We start from the raw sequence: 14,368 nt of genomic DNA on the forward strand, positions 1-14,368 counted from the left end.
TCCTTGTCGAGGGTGCGGGTAGGTTGCGGGAACAGCGGCGGTGGGGCGGTGGATCACTCGCGCCAGCGGCGGAACACCAGCGAGGTGTTGATGCCGCCGAAGGCGAAGTTGTTGCTCATCACGTACTCGGCCTGCAGTTCGCGGCCTTGGCCGGTGATGAAGTCGAGCTGGCCACAGCGCGGGTCGACCTCGGCCAGGTTCAGGGTCGGCGCGAACCAGCCAGCACGCATCATCTCGATGCTCATCCAGGCCTCGAACGCACCACAGGCGCCGAGCATGTGGCCGACATAGCTCTTCAGCGAGCTGATCGGCATGCGGCTGCCGAACACCTGCGCGGTGGCCTGGGTCTCGGCGATGTCGCCGTGATCGGTGGCGGTGCCGTGGGCGTTGACGTAGTCGATCTGCGCCGGCTCCAGGCCCGCATCCTCCAGCGCCAGGCGCATGGCCTGGGCCATGGTGTCGGCGCTGGGCTGGGTGACGTGCTGGCCGTCGCTGTTGGTGCCGTAGCCGACCACCTCGGCAAGAATGGTGGCACCGCGTGCCTGCGCGTGCTCCAGGTCTTCCAGGATCAGCGTACAGGCACCCTCGCCCAGCACCAGGCCATCACGGCCAGCATCGAACGGGCGCGGCGTGGTCTGCGGCGCATCGTTGCGCACGCTGGTGGCGAACAGGGTGTCGAATACCGCCGCAGCGGTGGCATCGAGCTGCTCGGCACCGCCGGCCACCATCACCGTCTGCTTGCCGCTGCGGATCGCTTCATAGGCCGCGCCCACGCCCTGGCTGCCCGAGGTGCAGGCGCTGGAGGTGGTGTAGACGCGCCCGGACAAACCGAAGAACACGCCGATGTTGACCGGCGCGGTGTGGCTCATCATCTTCAGGTAGGTGGTGGCACTGATGCCTTCGGTGGTGAATTCGTTGAGCATGCGCCCGAATTCGCCGGTGGCCTCATGGCTGCCCGAGGACGAGCCGTAGGCCACGCCGGTACGGCCGCTGCGCAGTACCGGATGCTCGTGCAGGCCGGCTTCGCGCAGCGCCACCTCGGTGGCGCGCACCGACATGACCGCGACCTTGCCCATCGAGCGGGTGGTCTTGCGGTTGTAGTTCGGCGGCAGCTCGAAGTCCTGCGCCGGCGCGGCCAGCTTGGTGTTCAGGCCGGCATAGACATCCCATTCGGGCATCGTGCGCACGGTATTGCGGCAGCTGCGCAGGTGCGCTTCGATGGTGGGCCAGTCGTGGCCAAGCGGACTGATGGCCGCAGCACCGGTAACCACCACGCGACGATCGGCGGCCATCAGAGCATGCCCCCGTTCACCGAGATCACCTGGCGGGTGATGTAGCCGGCCGGCTCGGACAGCAGGAACGCCACCGTCGCCGCCACTTCGTCGGGGCGGCCGACACGGCCAGCGGGAATCAGCTTGAGCGCGTGTTCGATCACTTCATCGTTGAGCATTTCGGTCTCGATCAGGCCCGGAGCCACGCAGTTGACGGTGATCTGGCGGCTGGCCAGTTCGAGCGCCAGGGCCTTGGTGGCACCGATGATGCCGGCCTTGGCGGCACTGTAGTTGACCTGGCCGCGGTTGCCGGCCAGTCCGGACACCGACGACAGGGTGACGATGCGGCCGGGCTTGCGCCGCCGCACCATCGGCATGATCAGCGGATGCAGCACGTTGTAGAAGCCATCCAGGTTGGTGTGGATGACCTGGTCCCAATCCTCGGCCGACAGTGCCGGGAAAGCACCATCACGGGCGATGCCGGCGTTGCAGACCACGCCGTAGTACGCGCCATGCGCCTCGACATCGGCCTCCAGCGCGGCGCGTGCGGCCTCGCGGTCAGCCACGTCGAACGCCAGCACGCGGGCCTGCTGGCCCAGTGCATGGATCTCGGCCACCACGGCCTGTGCCTCTTCCAGGCGGCTGCGGCAATGCACCACCACGTCGAAGCCATCACGCGCGATGCGCAGCGCGATGGCCCGGCCGATGCCCCGGCTGGCGCCGGTCACCAGCACGCTTCGATTCCCTGTCATGCCTGTCCACTCTCCAGATAGGCCATCGCGTCGGCCGGTTCGAACACCGACACGTTGGCTGTCGCCCATTCGTCCTCACCTGCCAGGATGCGGCAGGCGAACATCCCCAATCCATTGTCACCCAACAGCTCGCAGCGCGCCTGTACGCGCAGCCGCGAACCGGCGGGGAAGCTGCTGCGCGCGCTGCTGTAGCGGCGGCTGCCGAGCAGGAAGCCCAGCTGCGGCGGCTTGCCGCCCGCACGCGCGCGGCAGCCGGCCCAGGCCGCGATGGCCTGCGCCATGTATTCGATGCCGACCCACGCCGGCACTTCGCCGTTCTCCACGAACAGGCCGGCCTCGGGCACCACCAGTTCGGCCTCGAGGGTGTCCTGGTCCCACCGGATGATGCGCTCCAGCAGGCACATGTCCTGGCGGTGCGGCACCACGTCTTCGATCGCGTACAGCGTGTTCATCGGCGCTCCAGTGCCAGCACGGCGTTGCTGCCGCCGAAAGCGAACGAATTACTCAGCACCCGTCGCGGCGGCTGCGCCAGGCGGGTGGCCGGTGCGACCAGCGGCAACACCGGCAGCGCGGGGTCGGCCACGCCGTCCCACCAGTGCGGCGGCAGCTGCTGCTGCGGGTTCTCGGCCAGCAGGATCCAGCACAGCGCGGCCTCGATCGCGCCCGAGGCACCCAGCGTGTGGCCGGTCAGCGGCTTGGTCGAACTGGCTGGCACGCTGTTGCCCAGCACCTGCGAGACCGCCAGGCTTTCCATCGCATCGTTGTGCCCGGTGGCGGTGCCATGCAGGTTCACGTAATCCACTTCGTCGGCGCCCCAGCCTGCGCGCAGCAGCGCCTGCTGCAGCGCGTCGATGGCACCCAGCCCCTGCGGGTCGGGAGCGGACATGTGGTGCGCGTCGGCCGATTCGCCCCACCCCGCCAGGCACACCGGGCCGGGCTCGCGGGTGAGCAGGAACAGCGCGGCGCCTTCGCCGATGTTGATGCCGGCGCGGTGCTGCGAGAACGGGTTGCAGCGTGCCGCCGACACCGATTCCAGCGCGCTGAAGCCAGCCACGGTGAAGCGGCACAGCGAATCGGCACCACCGGCGATCACCGCATCGACGATGCCGGCGCGCAGCATGCGCGCGGCTGACATCAGTGCCTTGGCACTGGACGAACACGCCGTGGACAGGGTCCACGCCGGTCCCTGTGCGCCGCTGCGCTGGCGCACGAACTGCGCAGCGGTGCCCATTTCCTGCTGGGCGTAATCGAAGCCCTGCGGCCACTGGCCCTGTTCGGCGTGGCTGCGCAGGGCCTGCTCGGATTCACCGATGCCCGAGGTGCTGGTGCCCAGCACCACCGCCACGCGCTCGGCACCATGGCGGGCAATCGCCGCGGCCACCGCCGGTGCGATCTGCGCCAGCGCCACGTCCAGCAGGGCGTTGTTGCGCCCGCGCAGGGCCACCGGCAGGTCTTCCAGCGCCGGCAGAGGCGTGCGGACCTCTCCCAGCGCCAGGGTGCGCCCCGGCAGCAGGCTGTCGTTGTCGCTGAGCCCGCCCGGCACATCGGCGAACATCGCCGACGCGACCGCAGTGCGGCCATCGCCGAGCGCGCAGACCACGCCCAGGTCGTTCAGGTAGATCGGTGCACTCATCGGTCCTGTCCGGCCATATCGATCGATTCGATGCGCAGCGCATAGCCTTCGGCACGGTTGTCCAGCTGCACGCTGCCATCGTCCAGGCGCTGCAGCAGCAGCCACACCGTGCCGTCGCGCGACAGGCTGCGCTGCAGGCCGTCGTCGCTGACCTGCCAGTCGGCCGGCAGCGCGGCGGCGATGGCCGCGGTCGGCCACAGCGCGAACTGCAGGTCATCCAGCACACGCTCGGCACGTACCTGCGGCGGCAGCCACGGCGCGCGCTGCTGGGTCAGCTGCTGGCCGTCCCACTGCAGGCGCACGCCGGTCTGGCCCATCGCCTGCACCGCCAGCTGCACCCGCTGCGCGTCGGCCTCCAGCAGCGCGTCGAGGTCGCGCTCATGGCTGCCGAAGCGGAAATGCAGCTGCTGCTGCAGGGCCAGCGGCGCCGGCAGGCTGGCCGGCGACAGGCGCAGCGGCGGCAGTTCCACCTGTGGCTTGGGCATGCGCCCGGCACAGGCGGCCAGCAGCAGGCACAGCAGCAGGGCCGCAGTACGGAAGATCAGGCGCTGCACAATTCCTCCAGCACGCGCATGCGACGGCCGCTTTCGTCGGCCACATACGGGTTGTTGGTGTCCCAGGCGTAGCCGGCCAGGATGGAGCTGATCATGTCGCGCACTTCGGGCTGCTGCTGCGGGTGGTAGATGATCTTCTGGAAGCCGCCTTCGTACCAGCTTTCGACGAAGCGGCGGAAGGTCTTCACGCCGGCGCGCAGCGGGATCGAGAATTCAGCTTCCCAGTCGACGGTTTCACCGGCATAGCGGCGCGCCAGGCATTCGCTGGCCAGCTGCGCGGACTTGAAGGCAATGGTCACACCGGACGAGAACACCGGGTCGAGGAACTCGCCGGCGTTGCCCAGCAGGGCATAGCCGGGCCCCCACAGCGAACGGACGTTGGCCGAGTAGCCGGTGATGCGGCGCACCGGCAGCACCGCCCATTCGGCGTTGGCCAGCAGGCGGGTCAGGTTGGGGTCCTCGCCGACGATGGCCTGCAGCTTCTGCAGGTCGTCACCCTCGTAGCGCTCGAAGAACGACGGCTCGGCGACCACGCCCAGCGAGCAGCAGCCGTTGGAGAACGGGATCGTCCAGTACCAGACGTCGACGTGCTCGGGGTGGGTGGTGATCAGGATCTTGTTGCGATCGAAGTCCGCTTCGGCCGGAATGTTGTCGCGCACGTGGCAGAAGATCGCACCGCGCACCGGGAAGTTGGATGGCGATTCCAGCTGCAGCAGGCGCGGCAGCAGGCGTGCGAAGCCGGAGGCATCGAGGATGAAGTCGGCTTCGATGCGGTATTCGCTGCCATCCGGGCGGCGCACGTTCACCGTGGGCTGTTCACCGGGTTCGACCGACAGCACTTCATCACCAAAACGCAGCGTGGTGCCCATGCGCTCGGCACCGCGTGCCAGCACATTGTCGAAGTCGGCGCGCTGCACCTGGTAGGTGGTGCCCCAGCCTGGCGAGAACTTCTTCCGGAAGTCGAAGGCGGTACGCGCTTCGCCGTGCACGAAAGCGGCGCCGTTCTTGTACTGGAAGCCGGCCTCGACCACATCCTGCAGCAGCCCGGCGGCTTCAATGTATTCCATGCTCTGGGGCAGCAGGCTTTCGCCGATGGAGAAGCGCGGGAACTGCTGACGCTCCAGCATCAGCACCTGGCGGCCCTGCTGGCGCAGCATCGCCGCAGCCACGGAGCCGGCCGGGCCGGCACCGATGATCAGGATCTCAGTACGTTCGACAGCATCCACAGCAGTATTCATCGGTGCGTCCTTGTTGCTCGATCAGGTGGAAAGAAGGAAGTCGGAAGACAGGTTCAGGCTGGCGGCAGCTCATGCGGCGGCGGCCGGAACAACGGCGAGATCAACCAGACCAGGCCGATGCCGAACAGCAGGGTCAGGCCGAACGCGCGCAGCGCCGGGGTCTGCGACAGGCCCAGCAGACCGAACGACAGCCAGGTACTGGCCGCACCCACGCACACCGCCAGCCAGGCGCTGGCATCGCCACGGTGCTCGATCAGGAAGATGCCGTAGTCGATGCCCATGCCCAGCAGCAGCATCAACGCCAGCACATTGAACAGCTGCAGCGGCTGGCCGAACAGGCCCAGCAGGCCCAGGGTCAGCGCGCCGGCGATCAGGGTCGGGGCGAACACGCGCCAGGCCTGGCGGCGGTAGCGCAGCCACAGCGCACCGAACACCAGTGCAATGCCGACCAGCAGCAGCCCACCCATCAGCTTGCGATAGTGGCCGAGCAGCTGCGAGAAATCGGCGGTGCGGTCGACCCAGCGCACGCCCGGCAGGCCCTCGGCCGCGCCACGCAGGGTCGTCAGTGCATCGGCGCGTGACAGGTCATCGACCATCACCACGCTGATCATCTGCCCACCCACCGCACCCACCCAAAGATGGCGGAACGGCTGCGACGCCGGCGAAGCGAGGAAGGCCTCGGCGGTAAGCGGTGCAGCCGCGAACTGCGGTCGCTGCAGCGGTTCACCCACGGCCTCGGACACGGCCGACAGCACGCCGGGTTCCACCTTCGCGGTCAGCGCGGCATCGGCTTGCTGGCGCGCCGGCGACGGCAGCCAATCGCTGATCGCGCGATAGCCACCAATGCGCTTGTCGTTGGCCAGTACACGCAGGCGCTCGGTCAGTGCTTCCTCGCGCTGCAGCAGCTGCGCGGCATCCGCGCCCTGCACCAGGTAGAACTGCGCCGGGCTGGGCATGCCCAGCAGCTGGCTCAGGCGGATCTGCTGCGCCATCAACGCTGGCGGTGATGACTGCAGGCTGCGCAGGTCGTCGTTGCTCTGCAGGCGTGCGATGCCGATTGCAGACAGTGCCAGCGTGATCACCACGAACATCGTCACCGCGCGACGGCCATGCAGGCGCGGGAAGCGCTCCAGCGTGTTGCCCAGCCACTGCGAGAACCGGGTCTGGCGGATCTCGCCACCATCCAGCCACGGGAACCAGAAGATCACCGTGAGGAACGCAGCGGCCAGGCCCACCACCGAGAACAGCGCCATCTGGCGCAGGCCGGGGAACGGGGCCAGGCCCAACGCGAGGTAGGCCAGCGCACTGGTCAGCAGGGCCAGCCACAGGCCCGGCAGCAGATGCCGCAGCAGCTTCCAGCGGCGATCGGCCGGTTCGGCCTGGCGCGAGGCGAACCAGTGAATGCCGTAATCCTCGGCCACACCCACCAGCGACGCACCAAATACCAGGGTCAGCACGTGTACCTTGCCGAACACCAGCACGGTCACCGCCAGCGCCACACCACAACCGATCAGCAGCGAGGCGGCGACCAGCAGGATCGGCCGCAGCGAGCGGAATGCCAGCCACACCAGCAGCAGCACCGCCGCCAGCGAACCCCAACCGATGGTGTTGATTTCCTGATTGGCCTGCACCGCGGCGGCCTCGGCATGCAGCGGCACGCCGGCATGCAGGATTTCCAGCTCCGGCGCTGCGGTCTTGGCCGCCTTTCCGGCCCGCTCCAGCAGGCCATCAAGATGGCGCTCGCCATCGAGCTGGAACGCCGAACCCGGCGTATCGAACTGCAGCGCCGCCCAATGCTTGCCTTCTGCTTCCAGCAGGCCATCATCGCCCAACCGCAGGCCCGAACCCTGCGCCTGCTGCTGCCACCACTGCGGCCACAGCGACAGCGGGTCCTGTCGCCAGTCGGTCAGGCGCGGCGCGCCCATCGGGCCGTACAGTGCAGCCAGCGCCTGCTCGGCCAGTACCCCGGTTTCGCTGTTCTGCAGCTGGTTGCGCTGGCTGGGAGTCAGCAGGCGATCGCGGTACGGCGCGTAGAACGCGCGCGCCTCATCGAACCAGCCTTCGATCGAACCACTGGGCACCAACAAGGCGTGGTCGGCGTCCTTGGCCATGGCCGCCGCAAAGGCCGCCTGCGCGCGCTTGGCGGCCGCGCTGTCCTTGCTGCCGAGCAGCACCACCACCTGCCGCGAACTGCCATCGGCGATGCGCCGGGTGACGTCGCTCAACAGGCGGTCATGCGCATCCTGCGGCAGCAACGCGAGGATGTCGGTGTCGATCCGCGATTGCTGGCTCCACAAATGCCACTGCTGTGCGCCCAGCGCCAGCAGCAGCACCAGCCAGGCGATGCCCAGCCAGTGCCACCAGCGCCGCAGGCGGTCCGGTGCGTTGGATGCCACGGCCTCACTCAAAACGGCGGGCCTCGTCGGCGTTGAGCGTGGCCGGCGTCTCGCTCAACGCGCTGAACTGGATCTGCGTGCGGTCCTTGTTGGCCTCGACGATCTCGACCTGGCGCACGTAGCGATCGCCCTGCAGGGTCAGCGATTCGAAAGCCTTGGCCAGCATCGCCGACTTCGGCGTCAGGCGCAGCCGCCAGCCCTGTCCTTCACGGCTGGCCGCCACGTTGAACTGGCTGGACAGCGCCTGCACGTCGCCACTCATCAGCGCGAACATGATGGCGTTGACCGAACGCATCGCTGGCTGCTGCCGCGCATCGAGCTCAACGCGGGTGCTGCCATCGCGCTGGCGGCTGAGGATGCGGTCGGCGGTGACCACCACCTCGGAGGGGAACGGCTTGAGCGTGGTCCAGATCACGCCGTGCTGGCGTGCGACCACGAACCGGCCCTGCGAACGCAGCGGGTTCTTGAAGCCGCTGACCTGCTTTTCCTGGCTGAACTGGCCACGCAGCACCTCCGGCCGCGCCACCGCCTGGGTAATCGCATCGACAGCGGGGTCGGCAGCCTGCACCCGCGGTACGGCCACCAGCAGCAGCGTGCACAGCAGCACGCTCGAAAGACGGGCAAGCATGGTCACGGCGCAGGCACTCCCAGGCGTTCCCACAGTACCGGCGGGCACTGGTACAGCATTTCCTTGCTGGTCGCGTCCACCGCGACCTGGATGGTCATCGCGCGGGTCAGCACCTGGCCGCTTTCCGCATCGAGGATCTCGTACTCGATCTTCAGCCGGTTCTCCCATTCCACGATGCGCGCGATCACGCGCAGGGCCTGGTTGAACAGCAGCGGGCGCACATATTTCACCCGTGCATCGACCACCGGCCACAGGTAGCCCGATTCGAGCATCTGCGGGTAGTCGTAGTCGTAGCGCCCGAGCAACGCGCAGCGCGCGATCTCGAAGTACTTGAAGTAGTTGCCATGCCAGACCACGTTCATCGGGTCGCAGTCATGGAAGGCGGGGGTCAACGCAATCTCGCCAACCCGTTCAATGGCCTCATTCACCGGCATACAGCTCCCAACGTTGCGCGCGGATCTCCACCAGCAGTTCCCGCAGTTCGCGATCCAGCGCGCGGTCTTCTTCAACCAGGGCGATGCGCTGCCCCAGGTCGGCGTACATGTCGGCCAGACTGCCATGCAGCTGCGCGTTCAGGCCAACCCGTTCGCGCAGCGCCAGGCCCTGGCGGGCGGCGATCAGCATCGCCGCCACCACCTGTTCGGTCAGTTCGATCACCCGCAGGCAGTCGCGCGCGGCGATGGTGCCCATGCTGACCTTGTCCTGGTTGTGGCATTCGGTGGAACGCGAGAACACGCTGGCCGGCATGGTCTGCTTCAGCGCTTCGGCGGTCCACGCCGAAACGCTGATCTGCAGCGCCTTCAGGCCATGGTTGATGGCCGCGCGCGGGCCGGTGGCCGCCGACAGGTTGGCCGGCAGGCCATGGTTGTAGCGGGCATCGACCACCAGTGCCAGCTGCCGGTCGAGCAGATCGGCAACATTGGCCACGGTGTTCTTCAGGGTGTCCATCGCCAGCGCGATGTGGCCGCCGTAGAAGTGGCCGCCATGCAGGATGCGCTCGCCGTCGGCGTCGATCAGCGGGTTGTCGTTGGCACTGTTCAGTTCGGTTTCGATCAGCTGGCGCAGGAACGGCAGGCTGTCTTCCAGCACGCCGATCACATGCGGCGCGCAGCGCAGCGAATAGCGGTCCTGCAGGCGCTGTTCATTGCGCGGCGGGCGCTCGCTGTGCAGGTCGCTGCGCAAGCGCGCGGCGATGCGGCCCTGGCCCGGGTGCGGCTTGGCCGCGAACAGGGTCTCGTCGAAGTGGTGCGCGTTGCCGTCGCTGGCCAGCACGTTGAACGCGGTCAGGCGCGTGGCCATGCGGGCCAGGTAATCGGCGCGCTGCCAGGCCAGGCAGGCCAGGCCGGTCATCACCGCGGTGCCGTTCATGATCGCCAGGCCTTCCTTCGGCCGCAGCTTCAGCGGGGTCATGCCGATCTTCGCCAGCACCTCGGCCGCCGGCTGCACGCGGCCGTCGAACAGCACCTCGCGTTCGCCGCACAGCACTGCCGCCACGTACGACAGCGGGGTCAGGTCGCCACTGGCACCGACCGAGCCTTCGGCCGGAATCATCGGCAGCACGTCGTGCTGCAGCAGCGTGGCCAGGCCTTCCAGCAGCGGCACGCTGACACCGGACATGCCGCGCACCAGCGACGCCAGGCGCGCAGCCAACACCGCACGGGTCTCGACCGGGTCCAGGTAACGACCCAGGCCACAACCATGGTAGGTGTAGAGGTGGTGCGGTAGTTCAGCCACCAGCGCCGGCGGGATGTTCACCGTGCATGAGTCGCCATAGCCGGTGGTCACACCGTAGATCACGCCGTCCTCGCGCAGCAGGCGGTCGAGGAAGTCGGCACCACGCTGGATGTGCGCACGGAATGCCGGCGCGTCGCTCAGTGCGGCCTCGCACTGGCGCTGGGCCAGGGCAACCACGTCTTCGATGGTCAACGGTGCATCGCCAAAGCGGCACACGGGTACGGCGTCAGTCGTCATGCGGAGCCTGATCCCAGAAGGGGAAGAAATTGAACCAGTCCAACGGGGACTGGATGAGCTGGAGTTCCAGCCAGCGCGCGAAGCGCTGTGCCTGTTCGGCCAGTGCCGCATCGCGTGAGCCACGCGGCAGCACGATGCGTTCGGCGAACTGTTCAAACGCCACGCGATAGCCTTCGCCCTGGTGCAGGCAGGCCATGGTGTAGACCGGGCAGCCCAGCGCGGCGGCGAGCACGTAGGCGCCGATCGGGAACGGCGCCCGGTGGCCGAGAAAATCGGCGGTGACGCTGCGACCGCCCTGCACCGGCGTGCGGTCGCCGACGATGGCGACAAAGCCACCGGCGGCCACGCGCTCGGCCAGCATCACCGCCGTGGCCGGGCCCATCTCGGTGACCTGCACCAGTTCCACCGCCGCCAGCGGGTCCAAGCGCTGCAGCAGGCGGTTGAAGCGCTGCGCATGCGCGGTGTGCACCAGCACGGTGATGCGGAACCCCGGCACCTGTTCGGCCAGCACCTGGCACAGTTCCAGGCAGCCGATGTGCGCGGTAAGGATCAGCCCACCTTCGCGGCGCGCGATCTTCTCCAGCACCAGGTCACGATGCAGGTGGATGCGTTCGGCCGGATAGCGCCCGCCCAGGCCGAGGATCTTGTCCAGCATCGTGTCGGCGAAGGCGAAGAAATGGCGCAGGCTGTCACGCCGCGTTGGCGTGCGGCCGAGCACGCCGCTGTGCGCCTGCAGCCGCTGCAGGTACTGCATCGAGGCCTGGCGCCCTACACGGTTGCCCAGCCAGTGGCAGGCCACCACTGGCCACACGCACAGGCGGAACGGCCAGCGCCCGAACCAGCGGTGCACCCAGCACAGGAACAGCACGCCGGCCACCGACGTCGATTCGCCGATGTCGGCCCAGTGCGGGGCACCCTGCGCGGTCGCCATCTCAGTGCTGCCCCCGCAGGCGGCGCCACAGCAGGCGTGGTGCGCGCCAGAGCATGCCGAAGAACAGGCGGGTATGCATGCGGCTGATGCGCACGTTGTCGCGCCACACATCGAAGTGCGACACGCCATCGGCGGGATAGGTCACGCGCGTGGCCAGGTGCTCGACCGGCAGCTGCCGCCAGTACAGGCGCACCATCACCTCGGTATCGAAATCCATGCGGCGGCCGATGGTCTCTTCATCGATCAGGCGCAGCACCGCCGGCAGCGGATACACGCGGAAGCCGCACATGGTGTCGCGCAGGTGCAGCGAAAGCGTGTTGATCCAGACCCAGATGTGGGTCGCGTAGCGCCCGTACAGGCGCGCCTTCGGAACACTGGCGTCGTAGGCCGGAATGCCGCAGATCACCGCCTCGGGATGGGCGCGCGCCGCTTCGATGAAGCGTGGCAGGTCAGCGGTGTCGTGCTGGCCATCGGCATCGATCTGCAGCACGTGGCTGTAGCCACGCGCACCGGCTTCGGCGAAACCGGCCAGCATTGCCCCGCCCTTGCCCTGGTTGATGTCCAGGCGCAGCAGGTCGACGCCCTGGCGCTGTGCCAGCGAGCGCAGTGCATTCGCGCACGCCTCATGCGAGCCATCATCGACCAGCAGGCACGGCAGGCCGGCGGCCTGCACGCCGTCGACCACCGCCGCGATGGCGTGCTCGTGGTCGTAGACGGGGATCACCACCAGTGGCGCGAACGCGGCACTGGCAACGGCCGGATCAGTCCGCATCGGCGAAGACCACCTTGCCGCTGGCATGCACACCGTGGCTGGAGGTGTAGCGGAAGGCCAGCACGTTGCGTGCGGCGTCCCAGTCCAGCTGCAGGGTCAGCTCATCGCCCGGGCGGGCCACATGCTGGAACTTCACCGCATCCATGCGCAGGAACGCTGCCGGCATCGCGAACATCTGGCGGCCAAAACGCACTGCCCAGTCCAGCTGCGCCACGCCGGGCAGGATCGCCGCCTGCGGGAAGTGGCCCTGGAACGGCCGCAGCGCCGGGTCGAGGGTCATGCGCAGGGTGGCGCTGGCGGCGTCGCGGCGGTCCCAGACCGGCACCGGCATCAGTGGCTGGAACAGCGCTGCCAGCGCCGCCTGGGTGACCTTGCCCTGTGCGTTGATCGGCAGCGTCGGCACCAGCCGCCAGCGGCGCGGCCGGGTGACCGCGTCATGTGCCAGCGCCAGGCGCGCGCCCAGGCGCTGGCCCAGCGCGCGGCGCGCGGCGTCACCGCCCTCCAGCAGCGCCAGGTCGGCCGGCACCACCACGGCCGCCAGCTGCTCGCGCTGGCCGGGCAGGACCAGCACGCGCACGTCGTCCACTTCGGCGTCTTCGCGCAGCGCGCGTTCGAGCGCATCCAGCGAAACGCGGCGCTCTTCGATCTTGACGATGCGGTCGGCACGGCCCAGCAGGCGGAAGCGGCCGTCGGCCAAGGCTTCCACGCGGTCCTGGGTGCGCCACCAGTCGAGGGTTTCCAGATGCGCCGAGGCGACGGCCAGGCAGCCATCCTCGATGCGCCACTGCACGCCCGGCAGCGGCTGCCACGGCGGCAGGTCGGCGTCCCAGCGGCGCCAGGCGATACCACCGGTCTCGCTGCTGCCATAGACCTCGGTCGGCGCCACGCCCAGCCACTGCCGCACCTGCCGCGCCGCGTCTTCCGGCAGCGGGCCACCGGAGGAGAACACTGCACGCAGGCGGCCATGCAGGCTGGCCCAGTCGAGTTGCTCGGGCAGGCGCTTGAGGTGAGCCGGGGTCGCCACCAGCACCGTGTCGGTACCGGCCAGCGCGCCCACCAGGTCTTCATGGAAGAACCGGCGTGGATGGATCAGGCGGCCGGCGGCCAGTGGCCACAGCACGCGGAACAGCAGGCCGTAGATGTGCTGGTGGGACACCGTGCCATGTACCTGCACGCCTTCCAGCTGCGCGCCGAACGCGGCCTGCAGCGCATCCACCTCGCGCGCCAGCTGGTCCATGCGCTTGCTGATCGCGCTCGGCTGGCCGGTGCTGCCGGAGGTGAACACGCACAGTTCGCAGGCGCGCTCGTCCAGCGCCTGCAGTTCGTCGTCCAGCGCGGCGTCCAGCGCCGCCAGCGGGCGGTAATCGGCGGACACGTCGCCTGCGAAACCGCTCACCTGCGGCTGCAGCGCCTGCAGCGTGGCCGGCAGGTTGTCGGCGGCCAGGAACACCCGCTTGCCGGCATGCCAGGCGCCGAACAGCGCCGCAGCAAAGGCCACGGCATCGTCGAAATACAGGGCCCAGTCACGGCCTTCGGCGGCCGCAAAGGCCGCGCGCCAGGCCAGCACGCGCTGGCGGAAGCGAGCGTGGTCGATCACCTCGCCATCGCAGACGCCAACATTGCGCTGCGGCCGCGCCTCCAGCAGCAGCCGGTCCAGGGCAATCCACTCAGCCATGCGCGTGCGCCGCCTTCACCCGCCGCCGCACCAGCCACTCACCTGCGAACAACACGCCCATCATCACGTACGCCAACAATCCGTTGTAGAGCATCCAGACCCGGTCCGACGCGTACAGCGCGGTCAGCAGGGCCAGGCTGCCGTTGAGAACGAAGAAGCCACACCACACCTGGGTGACGCGGCGGGTATAGGCCACTGCGAACGCTGGCAGGTCCGGTTCCTGCAGCCGTGCCAGGCGTTCCACCAGCGGCGGGCCGAAACGCAGGCTGGTGCCAAACACCGCCAGCATCACTGCATTGACCAGCGCCGGGTACAGCTTCAGCGGCAGGGCCTGGTTGAGTACCGTGGCCAGCACCGCCAGCAGGCCGGTGCCCACGGCCGCGGCCCACCACAGCGGCTGGCGCGTACTCAGCGCGCGCAGCAGGGCCAGGGTGAACAGCAGCAGCGACAGCCAGCGTGGCTCGAAACGGCCCATCGCCAGGTACACCAGTACCGGGTAGGCCAGCGAGATCGCAGCCACCACGACCGTGCGTGCGCGTGCCATGGT

General features: G+C 68.8%; 14 protein-coding genes. All 14 read right to left on the reverse strand.

Annotated features, from left to right (window positions below):
* Positions 1-53: 53 nt before the first annotated feature.
* From M1L61_RS22335 to M1L61_RS22400, 14 genes are read right to left on the reverse strand one after another with little or no spacing between them, the layout of a single operon-like run.
* Entirely contained in the window at positions 54-1,292 is a 1,239-nt protein-coding gene (locus M1L61_RS22335) for a beta-ketoacyl-ACP synthase (RefSeq protein WP_248854142.1), read from the reverse strand.
* Positions 1,292-2,023 carry a 3-ketoacyl-ACP reductase FabG2 gene (locus tag M1L61_RS22340; RefSeq protein ID WP_006401885.1) on the reverse strand — a complete coding sequence of 244 codons (732 nt, stop codon included), beginning with the start codon at positions 2,021-2,023 and terminating at the stop codon, positions 1,292-1,294. The genes M1L61_RS22335 and M1L61_RS22340 overlap by 1 nt, the downstream gene beginning before the upstream one ends.
* Entirely contained in the window at positions 2,020-2,475 is a 456-nt protein-coding gene (locus tag M1L61_RS22345) for a hypothetical protein (RefSeq protein WP_248854143.1), read from the reverse strand. Before M1L61_RS22345 ends, M1L61_RS22340 begins: the two co-directional genes overlap by 4 nt.
* The gene (locus tag M1L61_RS22350) at positions 2,472-3,656 is read right to left on the reverse strand and encodes a beta-ketoacyl-[acyl-carrier-protein] synthase family protein (protein ID WP_019336778.1); all 1,185 of its coding nucleotides are present in this window, start codon (positions 3,654-3,656) and stop codon (positions 2,472-2,474) included. The genes M1L61_RS22345 and M1L61_RS22350 overlap by 4 nt, the downstream gene beginning before the upstream one ends.
* On the reverse strand, positions 3,653-4,210 hold the full coding sequence (locus M1L61_RS22355; protein ID WP_191862644.1) for a DUF3261 domain-containing protein: 558 nt from the start codon (positions 4,208-4,210) through the stop codon (positions 3,653-3,655). The genes M1L61_RS22350 and M1L61_RS22355 overlap by 4 nt, the downstream gene beginning before the upstream one ends.
* A complete protein-coding gene (locus M1L61_RS22360) occupies positions 4,198-5,448 on the reverse strand; it encodes an NAD(P)/FAD-dependent oxidoreductase (protein WP_049413136.1) in 1,251 nt (416 codons plus the stop codon). Before M1L61_RS22360 ends, M1L61_RS22355 begins: the two co-directional genes overlap by 13 nt.
* A gap of 53 nt (positions 5,449-5,501) precedes the next feature.
* On the reverse strand, positions 5,502-7,856 hold the full coding sequence (locus M1L61_RS22365) for a hypothetical protein (protein WP_197597602.1): 2,355 nt from the start codon (positions 7,854-7,856) through the stop codon (positions 5,502-5,504).
* Positions 7,849-8,472 carry an outer membrane lipoprotein carrier protein LolA gene (locus tag M1L61_RS22370; protein ID WP_185744933.1) on the reverse strand — a complete coding sequence of 208 codons (624 nt, stop codon included), beginning with the start codon at positions 8,470-8,472 and terminating at the stop codon, positions 7,849-7,851. Before M1L61_RS22370 ends, M1L61_RS22365 begins: the two co-directional genes overlap by 8 nt.
* A gap of 2 nt (positions 8,473-8,474) precedes the next feature.
* Positions 8,475-8,906, reverse strand: coding sequence for an acyl-CoA thioesterase (locus tag M1L61_RS22375; protein ID WP_019336783.1), 432 nt, complete (start codon positions 8,904-8,906; stop codon positions 8,475-8,477).
* Positions 8,893-10,443, reverse strand: coding sequence for an aromatic amino acid ammonia-lyase (locus M1L61_RS22380; RefSeq protein ID WP_010482319.1), 1,551 nt, complete (start codon positions 10,441-10,443; stop codon positions 8,893-8,895). Before M1L61_RS22380 ends, M1L61_RS22375 begins: the two co-directional genes overlap by 14 nt.
* Entirely contained in the window at positions 10,433-11,374 is a 942-nt protein-coding gene (locus M1L61_RS22385) for an acyltransferase (RefSeq protein ID WP_010482320.1), read from the reverse strand. Before M1L61_RS22385 ends, M1L61_RS22380 begins: the two co-directional genes overlap by 11 nt.
* Position 11,375: 1 nt before the next feature.
* Positions 11,376-12,146, reverse strand: a complete 771-nt coding sequence (locus M1L61_RS22390) for a glycosyltransferase family 2 protein (RefSeq protein ID WP_043399560.1) — start codon at positions 12,144-12,146, stop codon at positions 11,376-11,378.
* Positions 12,136-13,821: an AMP-binding protein gene (locus M1L61_RS22395; protein WP_248854144.1), complete on the reverse strand. Its 1,686-nt coding sequence runs from the start codon at positions 13,819-13,821 to the stop codon at positions 12,136-12,138. The genes M1L61_RS22390 and M1L61_RS22395 overlap by 11 nt, the downstream gene beginning before the upstream one ends.
* A complete protein-coding gene (locus M1L61_RS22400) occupies positions 13,814-14,365 on the reverse strand; it encodes a hypothetical protein (protein ID WP_248854145.1) in 552 nt (183 codons plus the stop codon). The genes M1L61_RS22395 and M1L61_RS22400 overlap by 8 nt, the downstream gene beginning before the upstream one ends.
* Positions 14,366-14,368 lie beyond the last annotated feature (3 nt).

The sequence above is a fragment of the Stenotrophomonas sp. NY11291 genome (assembly GCF_023277365.1).
Classification (GTDB): Bacteria; Pseudomonadota; Gammaproteobacteria; order Xanthomonadales; family Xanthomonadaceae; genus Stenotrophomonas; species Stenotrophomonas geniculata.